We start from the raw sequence: 20,717 nt of genomic DNA on the forward strand, positions 1-20,717 counted from the left end.
CAGCGAACCCGTCGATCTATGTTCAGACCGCTGTCCGTGTACATCGGGGCGCGCTACACACGCGCCAGACGTCGCAGTCTCTTCGTCTCCTTCATCTCCCTGACTTCCATGATTGGGCTCGCGCTTGGCGTGCTGGTGATGATCGTCGTGCTGTCGGTGATGAATGGCTTCGATCATGAAATGCGCACCCGCGTGCTGGGCATGGTGCCCCACGCGACCATCGAAAGCCCGACGCCGATCAACGATTGGCAGGCGCTGGGCTCGCGCGTCGAGCAGCACGCGCAGGTGTTGGCCTCTGCGCCGTTCATCCAGAGCCAGGGGCTGCTGACCCATCAGGGCCAGGTGACCAAGATCCTGATCAATGCGGTGGAGCCTCAGGCGGAGCGCCAGGTTTCGATCATCGATCAGTTCTTCCGCGAGGGCTCGCTGGATGATCTCAAGGCCGGCGAGTTCGGCATCGTCATCGGTGACAAGGCAGCTGCCAAGCTCGGTGCCGGCGTCGGCGACAAGATTACCTTCGTGGCGCCCGAGGTCACCGTGACTCCAGCGGGGATGTTCCCGCGCATGAAGCGTTTCACCGTGACCGGAATCTTTCATGTCGGTGCTGGCGAGATCGACGGTTACGTCGCGCTGGCCAACATTGCCGACATGGCTCGTTTGCAGCGCTGGCAGCCGGATCAGGTGCAGGGGCTGCGTCTGCGTTTCGCCGATCTGTTCCAGGCGCCGCGTATCGCCTGGGAATTGGCCGGTCAGCTCGGCGACGACTTCTATTCCCGCGACTGGACCCGCACCCACGGCAACCTCTACCAGGCGATCCGCATGGAGAAGGCCATGATCGGGCTGCTGTTGCTGCTGATCGTCGCGGTCGCCGCGTTCAACATCATCTCCACGCTGGTGATGGTGGTGACCGACAAGCGCGGCGACATCGCCATCCTGCGCACGCTGGGCGCTACGCCGAAGCAGATCATGGCGATTTTCATGGTCCAGGGCACCGTGATCGGCGTGGTCGGCACCTTGGTCGGCGCATTGCTCGGCATGTTCGCCGCCGTCAATGTCAGCAGCTGGATCGCCGCGCTGGAGCGGCTGATCGGGCACAAGTTTCTGAGTGCCGACGTGTATTTCATTGACTACCTGCCGTCCCAGCTGATGGCGGCCGATGTGATCCAGGTCTGCGTCGCCGCGCTGATCCTGAGTTTCCTCGCGACCCTGTATCCGGCCTGGCGTGCCGCGCGCACCCAGCCGGCAGAGGCGCTACGTTATGAGTGAGCGGGTTATGAACGAGCTGTCTTCGCAAAAGCAGGCGGTGCTGAGTTGCCGCAACCTGGGCAAGCGCTACGAGCAGGGCCCCGAATCGGTGGAGGTCCTGTCCGGGCTGCAACTTGAACTGTTCCCCGGTCAGCGCGTGGCCATCGTCGGCAGCTCCGGCTCGGGCAAGAGCACGCTGCTGAACCTGCTCGGTGGGCTCGATACGCCGAGCGAGGGCAGCGTCTGGCTGGCCGGCGAGGAGTTGTCGGCGCTGAACGAGAAGGATCGCGGGCTGCTGCGCAACCGCGCATTGGGCTTCGTCTATCAGTTCCATCACCTGCTTGCCGAGTTCACCGCGCTGGAGAACGTTTGCATGCCGCTGCTGATCGGGCGCACGCCGATTCCGGAAGCGCGGCAGCGAGCGTCGGCTCTGCTGCAGCGGGTCGGCCTCGGCCATCGCCTGGAGCACAAGCCTGCGGAGCTGTCCGGTGGCGAGCGGCAGCGCGTGGCCATCGCTCGGGCATTGGTCAACGAGCCGGCACTGGTATTGCTCGATGAGCCAACCGGTAACCTGGACCATCATACCGCGCAAGGCATTCAGGATCTGATGCTCGAACTCAGCACCTCGCTGCATACCGCTTTTCTCGTGGTTACCCACGACCGCCAGCTTGCCGCCCAGATGGACCAGGTGCTGCGGCTGGAAGACGGGCGCCTGGTGGTCGAATGATGTTCAGGCCCGTCAGCGTTTTCATCGGCAGCCGCTACACCCGTGCCAAGCGGCGCAACCATTTCATCTCGTTCATTTCCCTGACCTCGCTGATCGGCCTGGCGCTGGGTGTGCTGGCGATGATCATGGTCCTGTCGGTGATGAACGGCTTCCAGCGTGAAATGAGCGCGCGGATTCTCGGGATGGTGCCCCACGCGACGGTCATCGGTGAGCAGCCGCTGGATGACTGGCAGGCGGTTGCCGCGCGTCTGTCGGCACACCCGCAGATCGTCGGCATGGCGCCGGTGACGCAGCTCGAAGGCATGCTGTCGTTCAAGGGCAGCATGCAACCGATCCAGATCAGCGGCATCGATCCGCAGGCGGAGGCGCAGGTGTCCATCGTTGGTGAGCGTCTGGTCGGCGGCAGCCTGGATGCGCTCAAGCCCGGCGAGTACGGTGTGATCATCGGTCTGATGACCGCGCGGCGATTCGGGCTGAAGCTGGGCGACAAGCTGACGTTGATCGTCCCTGAGGTCAGTTCGTCTCCCGGTGGCGTCACGCCGCGTATGCAGCGGCTGAACGTGGTCGGGGTGTTCAAGGTGGGCGCGGATCTGGACGGCAGTCTGGGGATGATCCATCGCGCCGACGCCGCGCAGATCCATCGCTGGATGCCGCAACAGGTTCAGGGCGTGCGACTCAAGCTTGACGACCTCTACCGTGCGCCGGAGGTGGCCGCACAGGTACAGGCGACGCTGGGCGAAGGCTACCGCGTGGAGGACTGGTCCTACACCCAGGGCAGCCTGTTCAGCGCGATGAAGATGGAAAAGACCATGATCGGCCTGCTCCTGATGCTGATCGTCGCGGTAGCGGCGTTCAATATCATCGCCACCCTGATCATGGTGGTCGCCGACAAGCGTGCCGACATCGCCATTCTGCGGACGCTGGGGGCGACGCCGCGGCAGATCATGGCGATCTTCATGGTCCAGGGCAGCATCATCGGCTTCAGCGGCACCGTGATTGGCGTGATCCTGGGTGTGCTCGGCGCGCTGAACGTCAGCGACCTGGTGACCTGGCTGGAACGGCTCTCCGGACAGCACATCTTCAGCTCCGACGTCTATTTCATCAGTACGCTGCCTTCGGAACTGCGTCTGGATGACGTGGTGCTGGTATCGCTGGCGGCGCTTACCCTGAGCTTTCTCGCCACGATCTACCCGGCCTGGCGCGCCGCGCAGACCCAGCCTGCCGAGGCCCTGCGCTACGAATGACCGGCTCGGCCGTCAACGACGGCCGTTCTGCCGCCGCCGCCAGCTGCGGCCAACCCACCAGCGCCAGTAGGCTTGGGTGAATACATAACCGAGCACCGCCAGCACCAGCCCGCTGACCAGGGAGCCCAGGTACAGCGGCTGCCAGTTGTGCTGCAGCATGTAGCGTACCCAGGCCAGGCTCAGTTCTGCCGGCATGCTGGAGGCCGGGGTGTCCAGCAGCCAGGTCCCGATCTTGTAGTTGCAATAGAAGACCGGCGGCATGGTCAGCGGGTTGGTCAGCCAGACCAGCCCCACCGCGATCGGCAGATTGGCTCTGGAGGGCAGGGCGCAGACGGCCGCTGCAAGCATCTGCATCGGCATCGGGATCATGGCCCAGAACAAGCCGATCGCCATCGCGCGGGATACCGAATGTCGATTGAGATGCCAGAGATTGGGATCGTGAATCAGCGCGCCGAGAAAACGCAGGGACTTGTTAGTCTTGATGCGATCGGGGTGCGGCATGTAGCGTTTGAAAAAACGACGCGGCATGAAGGTTCTCTGAAGGCAGCAGCCGGGCGATTATGCCTTGAATCGCGGTGCGACGCTGACAGTAGTTTTGTGACATTACGTCTACGCCTGCGACAGATTGCCCCGCTTCGATAACGGTCCGGAAAGGATTTCTGGAGACTGAAAATGCGCACATGGATGCTTGCGCTCGCCGCGGGTCTGGTCCTGCCACGCTTCCTTCCTGCCTTGCCCGCGCAGTGGTTCTGTGCGGCGCTGGCGGCTGTCGGACTGCTGCTCCTGCTGCGTCACCGCTGGGTGGCGCCGGGCTTGTTTCTGCTGGGCTTGAGCTGGGCCTGCTACCAGAGCCAGAGCGCCATCGACGACCGCTTACCGGCGTCCATGGACGGTCGTACGTTCTGGATCGAGGGACGGGTAGTGGGGTTGCCCAGCCGTATCGGCAATGTGGTGCGCTTCGAGCTCGACGACATCCAATCGCGCCATGCCGGGTTGCCATCGAAGGTGCGGCTGTCCTGGTATGACGGTCCGCTGCTGCAAGCCGGCGAGCGTTGGCGCCTGGCGGCGCGACTGAAGCGACCGCATGGCATGGTCAATCCCCACGCCTTCGATTACGAAGCCTGGTTGCTGGCGCGACGCATCGGCGCCACGGGCACGATAAAGGCAGGCGAGCGCCTGACGGCGTCGACGTCAAGCGACGGATGGCGCGATCAGCTTCGGGCGCGGCTCATGGCCATTCCGGCATCCGATCGGCAGGGCGCCATCGCGGCACTGGTGGTGGGTGACGATTCCGGTTTGAGCCGCGGCGACTGGCAGGTGTTGCAGGACACCGGCACCGTCCACCTGATGGTCATCTCCGGACAGCACATCGGCATGCTGGCGGGGCTGCTCTATGGTCTGGTCGCATTGCTGGCTCGCCTGGGTGCGTGGCCGCGGCGGTTGCCCTGGTTGCCCTGGGCGTGCGGGCTGGCGTTAAGCGGTGCGCTGGCCTATGGCTGGCTGGCCGGCTTCGAGGTGCCGGTGCGTCGTGCCTGCCTGATGGTGACGGTGGTGCTTGTCTGGCGATTGCGCTTTCGCCACCTGGGTGTCTGGTTGCCGCTGCTGCTGGCGCTCGATGGCGTCCTGCTGATCGATCCTCTGGTGACATTGCAGCCCGGCTTCTGGCTGTCATTTGGAGCGGTGGCGGTTCTGGCATTGGCGTTCTCGGGGCGGCTCGGCTCATGGCGCTGGTGGATGGCGCTGACCCGGGCGCAGTGGGCGGCCGCCCTTGGTCTGCTTCCGCTGTTGCTGGCCCTCGGACTGCCGGTAAGTGCGAGCGGGCCGCTGGCCAATCTGCTTGCCGCACCCTGGGTGAGTCTGACCGTGCCCTTTGCGTTGCTCGGTACGCTCCTGCTGCCCGTGGCCGGGGTTGGCGAAGCGCTGCTGTCGGTGGTGGGCTATTCGCTGGCATTGCTGTTCGACGTCCTGGCGGCGATAGCCAATTGGCAACCCGCCTGGATTGCAGTCGGCCTGCCCGTCTGGGCGCTGGCGTTAATCGGGCTGGGCGTCCTGTTGCTGTTGCTGCCCGCGGGTATTCCGCTGCGTTCGCTGGGTTTGCTGCTGCTATTGCCGCTGCTATTCCCGCCTCGTGTGGAGGTGCCAGACGGCCGGGCGCAGGTCTGGGTATTGGATGTAGGGCAGGGCCTGGCGGTGCTTGTACGCACTCGCGAGCATGCACTGCTCTACGATGCCGGGCCGAAGCAGGGCGACTTCGATACGGGCGAGCGGGTGGTCGTCCCTTCGCTCCGGACCCTTGGCGTGACTCGGTTGGACCTGCTGTTGCTGAGTCATGCCGATAATGATCATTCGGGCGGTGCGGACGCGGTTCAGCGGTTGCTGAGGGTTGATCGGGTGGTCAGTGGCGAGCCGTCGCGCCTTGCGCCTGATCTGGGCGCCGAACGTTGCGAAAGCGGCAGCACTTGGCAATGGAACGATGTGCGCTTCAGTCTGTGGCAATGGCAGGCGGCGCAGGACAGCAACCAGCGGTCCTGCGTGCTGCAGATCGAGGCCAACGGTGAGCGAATCCTGCTCACCGGTGACATCGACCAGCCCGCCGAGCAGGCTTGGCTGGCAAGTGAGCAGCAGATGTCATCGCACTGGCTGCTGCTGCCCCATCACGGCAGCCGCAGCTCCTCGTCGGAGCCGTTTCTGCATGGCGTGGCCGCGCAAGCCGCGCTGATCTCGCGAAGTCTGCACAATCCGTTCGGCCACCCGCACCCGAGCGTGACCGCGCGGCTCGAGGCGTTCGATATCAAGGCCTACGACACGGCGTTGCATGGCGCCATCCGGATCGATCTGGGCAGTTTTTCGCCGCCGGAGCTGCAACGCTCGCAGCGACGATTCTGGCGGGAAAAATGAGAACGGCGGCCGTCGGCGACCCAGCGACCCTATGCTAGAGTGGCGCCACTTTTTCGAGGGGGATTCATCTCGTGTGGGAGCTGGTCAAAGCAGGCGGCTGGATTATGCTGCCAATCATTCTATGTTCCATCGCGGCCGCCGGTATCGTTGCCGAGCGACTCTGGACGCTGCGTCCCAGCCGTGTCACGCCTCCGCATTTGCTGGGCCAGGTATGGAAGTGGATCAAGGAGAAGAAGCTCAGCAACCAGAAACTCAAGGAGCTGCGTGCCGACTCCCCGCTGGGTGAGATCCTCGCCGCCGGCCTGAGCAATTCTAAGCGTGGCCGCGAGATCATGAAGGAATGCATCGAGGAGGCCGCCGCCCGCGTCGTCCACGATCTGGAGCGCTATCTCAACGCCCTGGGCACCATCGCCGGCATTGCACCCTTGCTCGGTCTGCTCGGGACCGTGCTGGGCATGATCGAGATCTTCAGCGCCTTCATGGGCTCGGGCATGGCCAACGCACCGCTTCTCGCAGGAGGCATCGCCAAGGCGCTGATCACCACCGCTGCGGGCTTGATGGTCGGTATCCCCGCGCTGTTCTTCCATCGTTTCCTGCAGCGTCGCGTCGACGAACTCGTCGTCGGCATGGAGCAGGAGGCGATCAAGCTGGTGGAAGTGGTGCAGGGCGACCGCGATGTCGATCTCGGTGAGGAGAAGGCGTGAAATTCCGTCGCAAACCCCGGGAGAACGTGGAGATCGGACTCGCACCGCTGATCGACGTGGTGTTCATCCTGCTCCTGTTCTTCGTGGTCACCACCACCTTCACCCGTGAAACGCAGCTCAAGGTCGACCTGCCAGAAGCGGCCAGCGGCACACCACCGCAGGATGCTGAGGTCCGCCAGCTGGAAGTGCTGATCGATGTGGCTGGCAATTATTCGCTCAACGGCAAGGCGCTGCTCAAGAGCGATCTGAACTCGCTGATGGCGGCGCTGAGCAAGGAGTCCGGCGGCGACAACCGGTTACCGATAATCATCAGCGCCGACGGCAAGACGCCGCATCAGGCGGTCATCACCGCTATGGATGCCGCGGGCAAGCTTGGCTTCGCCCAGCTGCGGATAACCACGGTCGAGGCGCAGGCGTCGCCCTGATGTCCTTTGCCGAGCGCCTGCAACGTGCCTGGTATCAGGGGCATCCGGCATTGCGTCTGCTGGCGCCCCTGGAGCTGCTGTACCGGCGCGTGGTCGGAGCCAGGCGGCGGCGTTTCCTCGAAGATCCAAACACCGCCTATCGCGCTCCTGTTCCGGTTGTCGTCGTAGGCAACATCACCGTCGGCGGAACCGGCAAGACGCCGCTGATCCTCTGGTTGATCGAACACTGTCAACGTCGCGGGCTGCGTGTCGGGGTCGTCAGCCGTGGCTATGCTGCCGAGCCCCCGACGCTGCCGTGGCGGGTTCGCGCCGAGCACCCGGCACAGCACTGCGGCGATGAGCCTCTGCTGATCGTTCAGCGTACGGGGGTTCCGTTGATGATCGATCCTGATCGCGCGCGCGCCGTTCGTGCTCTGCTCGAGCAGGAGCCGCTCGATCTGATCGTCTCCGACGACGGCCTGCAGCACTACCGTCTGGCGCGTGATCTCGAACTGGTGCTGATCGATGCCGCGCGTGGGCTGGGTAACGGGCGCTGTCTACCGGCCGGCCCCCTGCGTGAGCCGCCTGTGCGGTTGAACGAGGTGGATGCCGTACTGTTCAACGGCGCTGCCGCCGATACCGTTGAAGGGTATGCGTTCAGCCTTCAGCCGGTTGGTCTGGTCGAGCTGAGTACCGGCCGACGGTGGCCGCTGGATCACTATGCGGCCGGCCAGCAGTTGCATGCTGTGGCCGGTATCGGCAACCCGCAGCGTTTCTTCGCCACGCTCGAGGCGCTACACTGGCGACCGATTCCGCACGCCTTCGCCGACCACGCCGCTTACAGTCCGGAGCAGCTGAAGTTCAGCCCCGAGCTGCCACTGGTGATGACCGAGAAGGACGCGGTGAAATGCCGGGCGTTCGCACCCCCGGGTTGGTCGTATCTGCAGGTGCAGGCCGTGCCCTCCACGGCGTTCGTAACCTGGTTCGACGATCAGCTGGCGCGATTGCTGCCCGATCTCTCTTAAGCCGCTCGACCTGCCGCCGCGGTCGATCGCTTCCAAGGACTGCGCATGGATACCAAACTGCTCGACATTCTGGCCTGCCCACTATGCAAGGGGCCGTTGAAGCTCGCCGAGGACAAGTCGGAACTGATCTGCAAGGCCGATGGCCTGGCCTTTCCCGTGCGTGACGGCATCCCGGTAATGCTCGAGAGCGAAGCGCGTACTCTGGATGTGGATGAGCGTCTGGACAAATGAGCACCGCCTATACCGTCGTCATTCCGGCCCGCTACGCATCGACCCGATTGCCCGGCAAGCCGCTGCAGGACATCGCCGGCAAGCCGATGATCCGACACGTCTGGGAGCAGGCGCGCAAGAGCGCGGCCCAGCGTGTAGTGATTGCCACCGATGATCAGCGCATCGTCGATGCCTGCACAGCGTTTGGCGCAGAGGTCGTGCTGACCCGCGCCGAGCATAACTCCGGCACCGATCGTTTGGCCGAGGTGGCCGAGCAGCTCGGGTTGCCTGGCGATGCCATCGTGGTCAACGTGCAGGGCGACGAGCCGATGATTCCGCCAGCGGTGATCGACCAGGTCGCCGCCAACCTTGCAGGGCATCCGGAGGCGGCCATCGCTACGCTGGCCGAACCGCTGGCAGATGCGCAGGCGCTGTTCAATCCCAACGTGGTCAAGGTGCTCTCCGATATCAACGGTCTGGCGCTAACCTTCAGTCGAGCGCCGCTGCCCTGGGCGCGTGACAGCTTTGCCGTGGACCGCAGCCAGCTACCGCCCGAAGTCCCTTACCGGCGGCACATCGGCATTTATGCCTACCGTGCTGGCTTCCTGGCCGACTTCGTGTCCTGGGGCCCGTGCTGGCTGGAGGATACGGAGTGTCTGGAGCAGCTGCGTGCGCTCTGGCATGGGCGGCGCATCCATGTCGCCGATGCCGTCGAAGCTCCCCCCGCCGGGGTCGACACCGCTGAGGACCTGGACCGGGTTCGCCGTTTGCTGGGTGACTGACATGAAGGTGCTGTTCGTCTGCATGGGCAATATCTGCCGTTCGCCCACGGCCGAGGGTGTGTTCCGCCAGCGGATCGAGCAGGCCGGCCTTGGCGCGCGAGTCGAGATCGATTCGGCCGGAACCGGCGACTGGCATGTCGGCAAGGCGCCAGACCAGCGTGCATGCGAGGCGGCAAGACGGCGTGGTTACACGCTCGACGCCTTGCGCGCCCGGCAGGTTTCCATTGCGGACTTCCAGCGCTTCGATCTCATCCTGGCAATGGATCACGACAATCTGGCACGGCTGCAGGCTCTGCGCCCGAAGCACGCAGCCAAGGCGGAAGTCGACCTGCTGCTGCGTCGCTACGGGCTTGGCTGCGATGTAGTGCCCGATCCTTACTACGGCGAAGCAGACGGCTTCGACACCGTGCTGGATCTCATCGAAGAAGCCAGTGATGCGCTGCTCGCCGAGATAAAGGGGCGACTGTGAGCCTCACCATAGAAGCAAACCGCTCCCTCAAGCCGTTCAACACCTTCGCCGTCGACCAGCGCGCCCGGTACTTCGCCGAGGCCCACAGTGATGCCGATGTGCATGAGGCGATTGCCCGTGCGCGCCAGTTCGAGGTGCCACTGCTGCCGCTCGGTGGTGGAAGCAACCTACTGCTGACGCGTGATGTGCCGGCCCTGGTGCTGCACATGGCCAGCCGAGGCAAGCGGATCATCGACGAGTCGACCGGTCAGGTGATCGTCGAGGTGGAGGCCGGGGAGCCCTGGCATCCCTTCGTGCTCTGGAGTCTGGAGCAGGGCCTGATCGGGCTGGAAAACCTGAGCCTGATTCCCGGGACCGTGGGTGCTTCGCCGATTCAGAACATCGGCGCCTATGGCGTCGAGATCAAGGATGTCTTCTCCGGTCTCACGGCACTGGATATCGAAACCGGGGCTCTTTGCGAATTCGCTCTGGACGATTGCGCATTCGCCTATCGCGACAGCGTTTTCAAACGGCGTCCGGGGCGCTATCTGATCCTGCGGGTGCGCTTCGCTCTGTGCCGCCAGGCCTCCTTGCATCTCGAGTACGGCCCGATCCGCCAGCGGCTGGCGGAGCAGGGGATCGTCGAGCCCACGGCAATGGATGTGAGTCGTGCGGTCTGCGCCATTCGCAGTGAAAAGCTGCCGGACCCACGAGAGCTGGGCAATGCCGGAAGCTTCTTCAAGAATCCGCTGGTGTCCGCCGAGACGGCGCAGGCACTTCGCGAGGCGTATCCCGATCTGGTGGCTTATCCACAGGATGACGGCCTGGTGAAGCTGGCGGCCGGCTGGCTGATCGAAAGGGCGGGCTGGAAGGGGTTTCGTGATGGCGACGCCGGTGTGCATCGGCTGCAGGCGCTGGTGCTGGTGAACTATGGACAGGCCACCGGCGAGCAGCTGCTGCAGCTGGCGCAACGAATTCAGGCCGACCTGCTCGAGCGCTTCGGTGTCCCCCTGGAGATCGAGCCGAACGTGCTCTGATGGTCGTTCGATGGCCTGGGCGGCAGCCTGGTTCCAATGACCTCCCCCGTACCTGACGCCCGATGCGATGCATTGGGCGTTTTCGTATGTGCTGTTCCGTTCGCCCGCTCCGCTGTGCTCGAGCGAGGTGTAGACCTTGTTTAGGACGGGACAACAGAAATAAAAAAGGGATGCCGAAGCATCCCCTTTCAACAGCAGTGTCGTTTTAGCCTTGCGGCTTCTCACGACTGTCCGGCTCGGTTCCTTGAGCAGGCTGCTCCGATTCATCGGTAGCAGGCTGAGGCGTCTCGCCCGTCAGCGATGCCAGCGGATCACGCTCGCTTGCATCGGCGGCTGGTGCCTGCTCGGAGGTCGGTTCGATCGGCTTCTCTTCAGCCGCAGGCTGTTCCTCGGCAAGCACCGGCTCTACTGTCTGCTCGGGCTGGACGTCGGCTACCTGCTGAGCGGCTGGCTGTTCCGGCTGGGCTTCGACGACAGGTTCACTGGCGACGATTTCCGGGCTAGCGAGCGGTTGTTCCGCAGCGGCCTTGGCTTCGGCTTCAGCCGCTTCCTTGGCCAGGCGCTCGGCTTCACGCTGACGGCGACGGACCTCACGCGGATCGTTGGGCGCGCGACCACTCGGCGTCAACGCCGGGGTGGCAACCGGTGCCGCTTCGGTCTTCTCGACCACCGGCTCGGGCGCAGGCTGCGGAGCCGCTGCCTGCTGAGCGGGCTGCGCTACCTCTTTCGGCGCTTCTTCAGCCGGTTGTACCGGAGCCTCGACCGCGGTCGGCTCCTCGAGAACCTTGCGCTCGTCCATTTCCTGGGTAACAGGGGGCTCGGTGGCCGGTACGTGCTCGACGATCGTCGCAACGCCTTCGCTGCTGGTCTGGATCACTGCGTCTTCGGCCAGCGTAGCCTGCGGCGCAGCCTCGGTATCGGCGGTGTTGGCGGCCAGAGCGGCAGCAGTTGCAGCGATGGCGATTTCTTCGGTTTTCACCGGGGCATTGCGCTCATCGACTTCCTCGATCTCATTGCCGTTGGCATCGCGCTGGCGCTCACGGCGGTTGCTGCGACGGCGCTGGCCACGGGAGCGACGACGTGGGCGCTCGCTCTCATTGCCTTCGGTGCCGTCATTGGCTTCCTGAGCGTCTTCGGTTTCGCCCGCTTCGACGGCCTGCTGCAGCAGCTCGTCCGCAGCGGCGGCCGGCTGTTCGGCACGCGGTTTGCGCTCTTCACGCGGGGGGCGGGGCTGGCGCTCGGCCTGCTCTTCCTGCGTCACTGCCGGTGCCTCGTCGATCGGTGCGCGCAGCTCACGCTTGCGCTCTTCACGGGGCTTGCGCTCTTCACGCGGGGCACGTTCGCGACGTGGCTGAGCTTCTCCGGCCTCTGCCTGCTCGCGGGGCTTGCGCTCCTCGCGAGGTGGGCGCGGCTGGCGCTCTTGCCGGTCTTCACGAGGCTGGCGTTCCTCGCGGGATTGGCGCTCTTCGCGCGGCTGGCGTTCTTCACGCGATTTGCGCTCGTCATCACGTCCGCCACGCGAGTCGCGCCGGCGGTTCTGCTGGCGACCGCTACGGCGCTCGTCGTTACGCTGCGGACGGGCGGATGCCGGCTTCTTCTCCACTTGCGCAGCGGCCTGTGGCTCCTCGGCCTTGCCTGCGAACAGGCCGACCAGCGATTTGATCAGGCCCTTGAACAGGCTCGGTTCTTGTGCAGGCGTGGCCACGGGTGCTTCGGCAGGGGCCTGAGCGGCATTGGCGGGTGCACTGCGCTGCGGTGCGGTCTTGACCGCGGCTTCCTGGCGAACCAGGGTGCGCGTCGAGCTGACCGGCTGGACTTCTTCGGCTTCGCTCTGGCTCATCTCGTAGCTGGCCTGACCGGCAACGATCTCGGGGCTGTCGTCACGCAGGCGCTGCACTTCGAAATGCGGCGTCTCCAGATGGTCGTCCGGCAGGATGAAAATACGTGCGCGGGTGCGCAGTTCGATCTTGGTGATCGCGTTGCGCTTTTCATTGAGCAGGAAGGCTGCGACCTGGAAGGGCACGAGGGCGCGAACCTCGGCGGTGCGGTCCTTGAGGGCTTCTTCTTCGATCAGGCGCAGGATTGCCAGCGACAGCGATTCGACGTCACGAATGATGCCCTGGCCGTTGCAGCGTGGGCAGACGATGCCGCTGGTTTCGCCCAGGGATGGGCGCAGGCGCTGGCGTGACATCTCCAGCAGGCCGAAACGCGAGATGCGGCCGACCTGGATGCGTGCGCGGTCGGCTTCCAGGGCTTCGCGCATCTTTTCTTCGACGGCGCGCTGGTTCTTGGCCGGCGTCATGTCGATGAAGTCGATCACGATCAGGCCGCCGATGTCGCGCAGGCGCAGCTGGCGTGCGATTTCCTCGGCCGCTTCCAGATTGGTCTGCAGCGCGGTTTCTTCGATGTCGCCACCCTTGGTGGCTCGCGCCGAGTTGATGTCGATGGACACCAAGGCTTCGGTCGGGTCGATAACGATGGAGCCGCCGGAAGGCAGCTTCACTTCACGCTGGAAGGCCGTTTCGATCTGGCTTTCGATCTGGAAACGGTTGAACAGTGGAACGGAGTCTTCGTAGAGCTTGATCTTGCTGGCGTACTGCGGCATCACCTGTTGGATGAAGCTCAGTGCTTCGTCCTGTGCCTCGACGCTGTCGATCAACACTTCGCCGATATCCTGGCGCAGATAGTCGCGGATGGCGCGAATGATGACGTTGGATTCCTGATAGATCAGGAACGGGGCAGCGCGGTCTTGGGACGCCTCCTTGACCGCGGTCCAGAGTTGCAGCAGGTAGTCCAGATCCGATTGCAGCTCTTCGCTGGAACGACCCAGGCCGGCGGTGCGTACGATGAGGCCCATATCGGCAGGGACATTGAGGCCATTCAGCGCTTCGCGCAGCTCGTTGCGCTCTTCGCCCTCGATGCGGCGCGAAATGCCGCCCGCACGGGGGTTGTTCGGCATCAGCACCAGGTAGCGGCCGGCAAGGCTGATGAAGGTGGTAAGGGCGGCGCCCTTGTTGCCGCGTTCCTCTTTCTCGACCTGAACAATGACCTCCTGGCCTTCGCGCAGGACGTCCTTGATGTTCACACGGCCTTCAGGTGCCTTGCTGAAGTACTCGCGGGAGATTTCTTTGAGAGGAAGAAAACCGTGGCGCTCTGCACCAAAGTCCACGAAAGCGGCTTCGAGGCTGGGCTCGACGCGGGTGATCTTGCCCTTGTAGATGTTGGCTTTTTTCTGTTCGCGGGCACCGGATTCGATGTCCAGATCGAACAGGCGTTGGCCGTCGACCAGTGCGACACGCAACTCTTCAGGTTGAGTTGCGTTAATTAGCATTCTTTTCATGTAGTACCGTCGGTTTCCGTGGCATCCGGAAACGGCGTTCGGCACACACGACTCTCGCGGTCGGTGTCAGGTGAGTCAGGAATGGTTGTAAGGCACTCCAGTGTCCAGCGATGTGCGGCCAAATGGGCCGGCGTCGCGACGACATCTCCTGCTTGCTGTCGGAACAGAAGCAATGGTTCGGGAGGAGGAATCAGGCATCGGTAGCGGACGGAATGAAACGTCTGTGAAAGCCTTTGCTACGCAATCCGATGCTGTGCATCTCCACCCAACACGCATACTTTGAAAATCGGGTGCCGCTCGCAGAATCCGGGGAGCGGGTTGTCGATTATCGCGATTCCCCTAAGGGGCACGCATCATGTCTTCAAGGCTTGTTTCGCAACTTCACCGCTACTTGAGGGAAGCTCCGTCGGACGGCCTCACGTCCTCGAACATTGTTTGCCGGTCAGGGATGGCGATATCGCTGGCATCCTGTGACCTGACCGCTTTTGGCGGCGTTCGCGACTATAACAGCAATGTTTAAGTGCTTCAATTCCATGAAAATTGGTATCATGCCGCGATGACCAATACCCCCTCCCAGACCTCCGGTGTGCAAATACTCGAGGTCGCGCCGGAACTTGCCGGCCAGCGCATCGACAACTTCCTTCGAACCCAGCTCAGAGGCGTCCCCAAAACGCTGATCTACCGCATTCTGCGTAAAGGCGAGGTGCGGGTGAATAAGGGGCGGATCAAGCCTGAGTACAAGCTCCAGGCGGGCGATCTCGTGCGCGTTCCGCCGTTGCGGCTGGCGGAGCGCGATGAGCCGGAGCCGCTCGCGCAGGGACTGCTGGAGCGGCTGGAAAACGCCATCGTCTATGAGGACAAGTCGCTTATCGTGCTGAACAAGCCCGCCGGTATCGCCGTGCATGGTGGCAGTGGGTTGAGCTATGGAGTGATCGAGGCCTTGCGTCAGCTCCGTCCTGACGCCAAGGAGCTCGAACTGGTCCATCGTCTGGATCGGGATACGTCCGGCCTGCTTATGGTGGCCAAGAAACGCAGCATGCTTCGCCATCTGCATCAGGCCCTGCGAGGGGATGGTGTCGACAAGCGCTACATGGCGCTGGTGCGCGGGCGTTGGGAGACATCGAAGAAGCAGGTCAGTGCGCCGCTGTTGAAGAACACCCTGCGCTCCGGCGAGCGGATGGTCGAAGTGACCGACGACGGCAAGGAGGCGCTGACGCTGTTTCGCGTACTTCGTCGCTTCGGCGAATTTGCCACTCTGGTCGAGGCCAAGCCGGTGACGGGGCGTACCCATCAGATACGAGTCCATGCGCGTCACGCAGGCCACAGCATTGCCGGTGACAGCAAGTACGGCGAGGAAGAGTTCACTCGTGAGATCCGCGATCTGGGCGGCAAACGGCTGTTTCTGCACGCCTATGCCTTGAAGGTGCCGCTCCCTGATGGTGGCGAGCTGTCGCTGGAGGCCCCGGTGGATGAAATGTGGGCGAGGACGCTGGAGCGACTTGGTGAGTAACTACCAGCTGCTGATATTCGACTGGGATGGCACGCTGGTCGACTCGATCGGGCGTATCGTCGAATCGATCCATGTTGCTGCTCGGATCTGTGGTCTGCCGCAGGTCGACGATGCGGCGGTCAAGGGCATCATTGGGCTGGCGCTCCCTGAAGCTATCGAGATGCTGTACCCGAATCAGGTCGATACGGCGCTGGTCGAGGCGTTTCGTCAGCACTACGCCGACCATTACTTGGGATTGGAAGCTCAGCCTTCGATGCCATACCCCGGTGTCACCGAGGCGCTTTCGGAGTTTCGCGAGGCTGGCTATTTGCTCGCGGTTGCGACCGGCAAGGGGCGCCGTGGGCTTGACCGTGTGCTGGCGGGGCAGGGGTGGGAGGATCTGTTCGACATCACGCGTTGCGCGGATGAAACGGCTAGCAAGCCTGATCCACTGATGATTCAAGAGATCCTCGCGCACTGCGGTGTTCGGCCGGAGCGGGCGCTGATGATCGGGGATTCGGTGTTCGATCTGCAGATGGCTAATCGCGCTGGGGTGGACAGTGTTGCGGTTGGCTACGGCGCGCAGCCGCTGCAGGTCCTGCAGCAGTTCGAGCCGCGCCTGGTGATCGATTGTTTTTCGGGGCTCGGCAGTTGGCTGCGCTCCATGGCTGGTTCCGAGGTGAATACGTATGTCGGATGAATGGAAAGCTCCGGTGGGTGAGTCCAAGGACGATCGCAACAGTTGGAAGTTGCTGGAGAAGACCCTGCTTGCGGGTGTGCAGGAGCAGCGGCGTGCACGGCGTTGGGGCATATTCTTCAAGCTGTTGACCTTCATCTATTTGTTCGGGGCGCTGGCGCTGTTTTCGCCTGCACTGCAGTTCGGAAAAGACAAGGCTGTGCGGGAGAGTCACACCGCGGTCATCAATGTGCGAGGCATGATTGCCGACGAGGAGTCGGCTAGTGCCGACAATGTCGTCGGGGCCTTGCAGGCAGCGTTTGAAGATGCGAATACAAAAGGCGTGATCCTGCGCATCAACAGCCCCGGCGGTAGTCCGGTGCAGTCGGGATACATCTATGACGAAATTCGCCGTTTGCGCGGCGAGTACCCGGCCATCAAGGTCTATGCCGTGATCACCGATCTGGGTGCCTCGGGTGCCTATTACATCGCCAGTGCGGCAGATGAGATCTATGCCGACAAGTCCAGTCTGGTGGGGTCGATCGGCGTTACGGCAGCCACTTTCGGCTTTGTCGATACCATGCAGAAGCTGGGTGTCGAGCGTCGGGTCTACACGGCAGGCGAGCACAAGGCATTCCTGGATCCGTTTCAGCCGGAAAATCCCGAGGAGACCGAGTTCTGGCGTGAGGTGCTGGCCACTACTCACCAGCAGTTCATTGATAGCGTCAAGCGCGGTCGGGGTGAGCGGCTTCAGGATGCCGAGCACCCCGAACTGTTCTCAGGGCTCATCTGGTCGGGCGAGCAGGCCCTCGAGCTGGGGCTTGTTGATGGCCTGGGAAGTACCGCTCACGTCGCGCGCGAAGTGATTGGTGAGCCGGAAATGGTCGACTATACGGTCAAGGAGTCGCCGCTCGATCGGTTTACCAAGAAGCTCGGGGCGGGCGTCGCCGAGCGTCTGGCAATGCTGGTCGGTGTGCAGGGGCCAATGCTGAGGTAGTGTCAGGGGATTTCGATCCCCTCGTTCAGCAGCATGTCCGTCAGGCGAATCAGTGGTAGTCCAATCAGGCTGGTCGCGTCTGCTCCTTCCGTTGCCCTAAACAGCCTGATGCCCAGCCCTTCTGCTTTGAAGCTGCCGGCGCAGTCGAAGGGTTGGTCAATGCTGATGTAGCGTTCGATCAGTGCCTCGTCCAGCGTTCGAAAGTGCACGGTGAATGGTACGCAGTCCACCTGGATTCGGCCGGTTGCGCTATCGAGCACGGCCAGGCCGGTCAGGAATCGAACGCTTTTGCCGCTGGCAGCCTGCAATTGCTCCTTTGCGCGCTCTGGCGAGCCGGGCTTGCCGAGAATCTGTTGATCCAGCACGGCCACTTGGTCGGATCCGATGATCAGGTGGTTCGGGTGGCTGGTTGCCAGGGCTCGGGCTTTATGTTCGGCCAGTCGGCGCACCAGTTGCTCCGCAGCTTCTCCTGGCATGGGGGTTTCGTCGATATCTGGAGAGCAGCTGTCGAATGGAACCTGCAGGCGCGAAAGCAATTGCTGACGGTAGCGGGAGCTGGAGGCAAGCAGCAGATGGCGCATGAGTCCTTCCTTTATATGCATGGGTCGGCAATTGTAAGTGGGCGGCGCGTATGGGCGGAATTCCTTTGACAGCCGAAAGGCTCCTCCCTAGAATGCCGCGCTTATGTTGAAAGGACCGATACCTCCGCACGTTGATCCGCGCAAGCTCGCTGACCGAGCGGCCACTCTTGAGGGTGAGCTGCAGCTGTCGCAGCTCAAGCGGCTCGCCGATCCTCTCGAAGATGATCAGGGTGTGGTGCGCGCCAGTTTTGCCTTTGGGCGCGACGAGCAGCGTACTGTGGTGATCCACAGTCAGCTCGACGTTGAGGTCAAGATGATCTGCCAGCGCTGTCTGGAGCCGGTTGTTCTGCCAATTCATAGCGAGTGCGATTATGCCGTTGTGAATGAAGGGGCGAGCAGTCAGCACCTGCCCAAGGGCTACGACGTGCTGGAAGTGGGAGAGGATCCTCTGGATCTGCTGGCGCTGGTCGAAGACGAGTTGTTGCTCGCTCTGCCCATTGTTCCACTCCATGACCCTGAAATTTGCCAGCCGCCGGTTGGGCCAGATGAGCCTGAGCCGAGTGAGGACGAGGTAACGCGGTCCAACCCGTTCAGCGTACTGGCGCAGTTAAAGCGTGACCCAAACGTTTAGGAGTTGATCCAAATGGCTGTTCAGCAGAACAAAAAATCCCGTTCCGCCCGTGACATGCGTCGTTCTCACGACGCGCTCGAGCCGAACGCTCTGTCCGTGGAAAAGAGCACCGGTGAAGTTCACCTGCGTCACCACGTTTCCCCGGACGGTTTCTACCGTGGTCGCAAGGTGATCGACAAGGGCGCTGACGAGTAATCCTTGTCCGCTCCGGTCATCGCGATCGATGCAATGGGTGGGGACTTCGGTCCCCACTGCATTGTTCCGGCCAGTCTTTCCTGTCTGGCTGAAAACTCCTCGCTGCATCTGGTCCTCGTCGGCCAATCCTCCCTTCTTGAACAGCTGGTTGCCAAGCAATCCGGCGTCGATCACTCGCGCCTGAAAATCGTCGATGCGCCTGAGATGGTCGCGATGGACGAGCGTCCCGCTCAAGCGTTACGCGGCAAGCCTCGTTCGTCGATGCGTTTGGCGCTCGAGCAGGTGCGTGACGGTAATGCGCAAGCCTGTGTGAGCGCCGGTAATACCGGTGCGCTGATGGCGCTGGCGCGTCAGGTGCTGAAAACCCTTCCCGGTATCGATCGGCCGGCTATGGTAACCGCGCTTCCGACGCAAGGCGCGCCTTGCCTGCTACTGGATCTCGGCGCCAACGTCGATTGCCCGGCCGCGCAGCTCTACCAGTTCGCGATAATGGGTGCTGTGGCCGCGGAGTCCCTCGGGACAAAGCAGCCGCGCGTTGCGCTGTTAAACGTCGGCACGGAAGAGATAAAGGGCAATCAGCAGGTCAAGCTGGCCGCTGCGCTGCTGCAGCAGGCTTCGGGTCTCAATTACCGTGGCTTCATCGAGGGTGATGGGTTATATCGCGGCGAAGCGGATGTCGTGGTGTGCGATGGCTTCGTAGGTAACGTGTTGCTCAAATCCAGTGAGGGACTGGCCGGGATGCTGGTCGCCAAGGTTGAGGCGCTGTTCCGCCGCTCGGTCGCGGCGCGCATCGTCGGCGCAGCTGCGCTGCCGCTGTTGCGTAGATTGCGTGCGGAACTCAACCCGGCGCAATACAACGGTGCTAGTTTTCTTGGGTTGCAGGGGATTGTGGTCAAGAGTCACGGTAGCGCCGGTGCGGATGGATTCAAAGCGGCCATTCGTCGTGCGACGCAGGATGTCGAGCATGATCTTCCGGAGCAGCTGCGCAGTCGTCTGGGGCAATTTCTCTCTGGCGACAGGCTATCCAGTGGGGCGGATGATGTGACCGCTGGAGATGGCTGGCCATCCAACTGAAATTCGGTACGCCTGCACGGGCGTGTTCTTCAGACGAACAGAACCTATAAGAGAGTCGTTTTCATGTCTGCATCACTCGCTTTCGTCTTTCCTGGCCAAGGATCGCAATCGCTCGGCATGCTGGCCGAGCTTGGTGCTCAGCAGAGCGTGATCATCGATACCTTTGCCGAGGCTTCCGCTGCGTTGGGTTACGACCTGTGGGCACTGACTCAGCAGGGCCCGGAAGAGCAATTGAATCAGACTGACAAGACCCAGCCGGCCATTCTCGCTGCTTCTGTTGCGCTCTGGCGCCTGTGGCAAGCGGAGGGTGGTGCGCGGCCTGCTTTCTTTGCCGGACATAGCCTCGGCGAGTATTCCGCACTCGTTGCCGCTGGTAGCCTGCCGTTCGCCGATGCAGTCAAGCTGGTCGAGCTGCGTGGTCAGCTGATGCAACAGGCGGTGCCGGCCGGCCAGGGTGGCATGGCGGCTATCCTCGGTCTCGAAGATGCCGATGTGTTGGCTGCCTGCGCCGAGGCCGCTCAGGGTGAGGTGGTCAGTGCGGTCAATTTCAATGCACCGGGTCAGGTAGTCATCGCCGGTGGTGCTGCGGCCGTGGAGCGCGCCATCGAGGCCTGCAAGGCCAAAGGCGCGAAGCGCGCGATGGCGCTGCCGGTCAGCGTACCATCGCACTGTGATCTGATGCGCCCCGCAGCCGAGCGCTTCGCCGCATCGGTCGAGGCGATCGCCTGGCAGGCGCCGCAGATCCCGCTGGTGCAGAACGTCAGTGCCGCGGTGGTGGCCGATCTGGGTACGCTCAAGCGCGATCTGCTGGCTCAGCTGTACAGCCCGGTGCGCTGGGTCGAATCCATGGTGGCCCTGGGTGATCGCGGCGTGACTTCGCTGGTCGAGTGCGGCCCCGGCAAGGTGCTGTCCGGTCTCAACAAGCGCTGCGTCAAGGGCGTCAGCACCTACAATCTCGACACCCCCGAAGCCTTTGCCGCGACCCGTGGTGCATTGGCATGAACAAGGAG

21 protein-coding genes are annotated in these 20,717 nt (G+C 63.1%); 18 read left to right on the forward strand and 3 right to left on the reverse strand.

Going from position 1 to position 20,717, the window contains the following annotated elements; all coding sequences use genetic code 11:
- Positions 1–18: 18 nt before the first annotated feature.
- The 3 genes from ACX1DW_RS03020 to ACX1DW_RS03030 are packed head-to-tail and all read left to right on the forward strand — an operon-like array spanning position 19 to position 3,216.
- Complete coding sequence (locus ACX1DW_RS03020) at positions 19–1,266, forward strand: lipoprotein-releasing ABC transporter permease subunit (RefSeq protein WP_458992753.1); 1,248 nt, start codon at positions 19–21, stop codon at positions 1,264–1,266.
- Between the two features lie 7 nt (positions 1,267–1,273).
- Entirely contained in the window at positions 1,274–1,972 is a 699-nt protein-coding gene (gene lolD, locus ACX1DW_RS03025; protein WP_444816259.1) for a lipoprotein-releasing ABC transporter ATP-binding protein LolD, read from the forward strand.
- Positions 1,972–3,216 carry a lipoprotein-releasing ABC transporter permease subunit gene (locus tag ACX1DW_RS03030; protein ID WP_458993439.1) on the forward strand — a complete coding sequence of 415 codons (1,245 nt, stop codon included), beginning with the start codon at positions 1,972–1,974 and terminating at the stop codon, positions 3,214–3,216. Before lolD ends, ACX1DW_RS03030 begins: the two co-directional genes overlap by 1 nt.
- A gap of 12 nt (positions 3,217–3,228) precedes the next feature.
- On the opposite strand, the gene ACX1DW_RS03035 is transcribed toward ACX1DW_RS03030, so the two are convergent.
- Entirely contained in the window at positions 3,229–3,744 is a 516-nt protein-coding gene (locus tag ACX1DW_RS03035) for a DUF2062 domain-containing protein (RefSeq protein ID WP_011913748.1), read from the reverse strand.
- 144 nt (positions 3,745–3,888) lie between these two features.
- On the opposite strand from ACX1DW_RS03035, the gene ACX1DW_RS03040 reads away from it, so the two are divergent.
- The 8 genes from ACX1DW_RS03040 to murB all read left to right on the forward strand — a co-directional run bounded on the left by ACX1DW_RS03040 (position 3,889) and on the right by murB (position 10,724).
- On the forward strand, positions 3,889–6,114 hold the full coding sequence (locus ACX1DW_RS03040) for a DNA internalization-related competence protein ComEC/Rec2 (protein WP_458992754.1): 2,226 nt from the start codon (positions 3,889–3,891) through the stop codon (positions 6,112–6,114).
- A gap of 71 nt (positions 6,115–6,185) precedes the next feature.
- Complete coding sequence (locus ACX1DW_RS03045) at positions 6,186–6,818, forward strand: MotA/TolQ/ExbB proton channel family protein (protein ID WP_285531598.1); 633 nt, start codon at positions 6,186–6,188, stop codon at positions 6,816–6,818.
- On the forward strand, positions 6,815–7,243 hold the full coding sequence (locus tag ACX1DW_RS03050; protein ID WP_310586284.1) for an ExbD/TolR family protein: 429 nt from the start codon (positions 6,815–6,817) through the stop codon (positions 7,241–7,243). The genes ACX1DW_RS03045 and ACX1DW_RS03050 overlap by 4 nt, the downstream gene beginning before the upstream one ends.
- Complete coding sequence (gene lpxK / locus ACX1DW_RS03055; protein WP_458992755.1) at positions 7,243–8,247, forward strand: tetraacyldisaccharide 4'-kinase; 1,005 nt, start codon at positions 7,243–7,245, stop codon at positions 8,245–8,247. The genes ACX1DW_RS03050 and lpxK overlap by 1 nt, the downstream gene beginning before the upstream one ends.
- Before the next feature lie 45 nt (positions 8,248–8,292).
- A complete protein-coding gene (locus tag ACX1DW_RS03060; protein WP_011913743.1) occupies positions 8,293–8,478 on the forward strand; it encodes a Trm112 family protein in 186 nt (61 codons plus the stop codon).
- Positions 8,475–9,239 (forward strand): 3-deoxy-manno-octulosonate cytidylyltransferase, encoded by a 765-nt coding sequence (gene kdsB / locus ACX1DW_RS03065; RefSeq protein WP_458992756.1) that lies wholly within the window; start codon positions 8,475–8,477, stop codon positions 9,237–9,239. The genes ACX1DW_RS03060 and kdsB overlap by 4 nt, the downstream gene beginning before the upstream one ends.
- Position 9,240: 1 nt before the next feature.
- Positions 9,241–9,708 carry a low molecular weight protein-tyrosine-phosphatase gene (locus ACX1DW_RS03070; RefSeq protein WP_458992757.1) on the forward strand — a complete coding sequence of 156 codons (468 nt, stop codon included), beginning with the start codon at positions 9,241–9,243 and terminating at the stop codon, positions 9,706–9,708.
- Positions 9,705–10,724: a UDP-N-acetylmuramate dehydrogenase gene (gene murB, locus ACX1DW_RS03075; RefSeq protein WP_458992758.1), complete on the forward strand. Its 1,020-nt coding sequence runs from the start codon at positions 9,705–9,707 to the stop codon at positions 10,722–10,724. The genes ACX1DW_RS03070 and murB overlap by 4 nt, the downstream gene beginning before the upstream one ends.
- 205 nt (positions 10,725–10,929) lie before the next feature.
- On the opposite strand, the gene rne is transcribed toward murB, so the two are convergent.
- Complete coding sequence (gene rne, locus ACX1DW_RS03080) at positions 10,930–14,064, reverse strand: ribonuclease E (RefSeq protein WP_458992759.1); 3,135 nt, start codon at positions 14,062–14,064, stop codon at positions 10,930–10,932.
- Between the two features lie 556 nt (positions 14,065–14,620).
- Between rne and rluC the strand changes: the two genes are divergently transcribed.
- From rluC to sppA, 3 genes are read left to right on the forward strand one after another with little or no spacing between them, the layout of a single operon-like run.
- Positions 14,621–15,574, forward strand: coding sequence for a 23S rRNA pseudouridine(955/2504/2580) synthase RluC (rluC, locus tag ACX1DW_RS03085; RefSeq protein WP_458992760.1), 954 nt, complete (start codon positions 14,621–14,623; stop codon positions 15,572–15,574).
- On the forward strand, positions 15,567–16,253 hold the full coding sequence (locus ACX1DW_RS03090) for an HAD-IA family hydrolase (RefSeq protein WP_458992761.1): 687 nt from the start codon (positions 15,567–15,569) through the stop codon (positions 16,251–16,253). The genes rluC and ACX1DW_RS03090 overlap by 8 nt, the downstream gene beginning before the upstream one ends.
- Positions 16,243–17,226, forward strand: coding sequence for a signal peptide peptidase SppA (sppA, locus tag ACX1DW_RS03095; RefSeq protein WP_458992762.1), 984 nt, complete (start codon positions 16,243–16,245; stop codon positions 17,224–17,226). The genes ACX1DW_RS03090 and sppA overlap by 11 nt, the downstream gene beginning before the upstream one ends.
- 2 nt (positions 17,227–17,228) lie before the next feature.
- On the opposite strand, the gene ACX1DW_RS03100 is transcribed toward sppA, so the two are convergent.
- Positions 17,229–17,807: a Maf family protein gene (locus tag ACX1DW_RS03100; protein WP_458992763.1), complete on the reverse strand. Its 579-nt coding sequence runs from the start codon at positions 17,805–17,807 to the stop codon at positions 17,229–17,231.
- 103 nt (positions 17,808–17,910) lie between these two features.
- On the opposite strand from ACX1DW_RS03100, the gene ACX1DW_RS03105 reads away from it, so the two are divergent.
- From ACX1DW_RS03105 to fabD, 4 genes are all read left to right on the forward strand, one after another.
- Positions 17,911–18,438, forward strand: coding sequence for a YceD family protein (locus ACX1DW_RS03105; RefSeq protein WP_063539888.1), 528 nt, complete (start codon positions 17,911–17,913; stop codon positions 18,436–18,438).
- 12 nt (positions 18,439–18,450) lie between these two features.
- Positions 18,451–18,633, forward strand: coding sequence for a 50S ribosomal protein L32 (rpmF, locus tag ACX1DW_RS03110; protein WP_003293518.1), 183 nt, complete (start codon positions 18,451–18,453; stop codon positions 18,631–18,633).
- A gap of 3 nt (positions 18,634–18,636) precedes the next feature.
- The gene (gene plsX, locus ACX1DW_RS03115) at positions 18,637–19,707 is read left to right on the forward strand and encodes a phosphate acyltransferase PlsX (RefSeq protein ID WP_161611622.1); all 1,071 of its coding nucleotides are present in this window, start codon (positions 18,637–18,639) and stop codon (positions 19,705–19,707) included.
- 63 nt (positions 19,708–19,770) lie between these two features.
- Positions 19,771–20,709 (forward strand): ACP S-malonyltransferase, encoded by a 939-nt coding sequence (gene fabD / locus ACX1DW_RS03120; RefSeq protein WP_458992764.1) that lies wholly within the window; start codon positions 19,771–19,773, stop codon positions 20,707–20,709.
- The last annotated feature ends 8 nt before the right edge of the window (positions 20,710–20,717 follow it).

The sequence above is a fragment of the Stutzerimonas sp. KH-1 genome, from assembly GCF_054483855.1.

Excerpts from the sequence above, each read along its gene's own strand:
- rluC (WP_458992760.1), top strand. The coding sequence starts at position 14,621 with ATGACCAATACCCCCTCCCAGACCTCCGGTGTGCAAATACTCGAGGTC.
- rne (WP_458992759.1), bottom strand. The coding sequence starts at position 14,064 with ATGAAAAGAATGCTAATTAACGCAACTCAACCTGAAGAGTTGCGTGTC.
- ACX1DW_RS03040 (WP_458992754.1), top strand. The coding sequence starts at position 3,889 with ATGCGCACATGGATGCTTGCGCTCGCCGCGGGTCTGGTCCTGCCACGC.
- lolD (WP_444816259.1), top strand. The coding sequence starts at position 1,274 with ATGAACGAGCTGTCTTCGCAAAAGCAGGCGGTGCTGAGTTGCCGCAAC.
- ACX1DW_RS03035 (WP_011913748.1), bottom strand. The coding sequence starts at position 3,744 with ATGCCGCGTCGTTTTTTCAAACGCTACATGCCGCACCCCGATCGCATC.
- sppA (WP_458992762.1), top strand. The coding sequence starts at position 16,243 with ATGTCGGATGAATGGAAAGCTCCGGTGGGTGAGTCCAAGGACGATCGC.
- ACX1DW_RS03105 (WP_063539888.1), top strand. The coding sequence starts at position 17,911 with ATGTTGAAAGGACCGATACCTCCGCACGTTGATCCGCGCAAGCTCGCT.
- kdsB (WP_458992756.1), top strand. The coding sequence starts at position 8,475 with ATGAGCACCGCCTATACCGTCGTCATTCCGGCCCGCTACGCATCGACC.
- ACX1DW_RS03030 (WP_458993439.1), top strand. The coding sequence starts at position 1,972 with ATGTTCAGGCCCGTCAGCGTTTTCATCGGCAGCCGCTACACCCGTGCC.
- ACX1DW_RS03020 (WP_458992753.1), top strand. The coding sequence starts at position 19 with ATGTTCAGACCGCTGTCCGTGTACATCGGGGCGCGCTACACACGCGCC.
- ACX1DW_RS03060 (WP_011913743.1), top strand. The coding sequence starts at position 8,293 with ATGGATACCAAACTGCTCGACATTCTGGCCTGCCCACTATGCAAGGGG.
- rpmF (WP_003293518.1), top strand. The coding sequence starts at position 18,451 with ATGGCTGTTCAGCAGAACAAAAAATCCCGTTCCGCCCGTGACATGCGT.
- fabD (WP_458992764.1), top strand. The coding sequence starts at position 19,771 with ATGTCTGCATCACTCGCTTTCGTCTTTCCTGGCCAAGGATCGCAATCG.
- ACX1DW_RS03100 (WP_458992763.1), bottom strand. The coding sequence starts at position 17,807 with ATGCGCCATCTGCTGCTTGCCTCCAGCTCCCGCTACCGTCAGCAATTG.
- ACX1DW_RS03070 (WP_458992757.1), top strand. The coding sequence starts at position 9,241 with ATGAAGGTGCTGTTCGTCTGCATGGGCAATATCTGCCGTTCGCCCACG.
- lpxK (WP_458992755.1), top strand. The coding sequence starts at position 7,243 with ATGTCCTTTGCCGAGCGCCTGCAACGTGCCTGGTATCAGGGGCATCCG.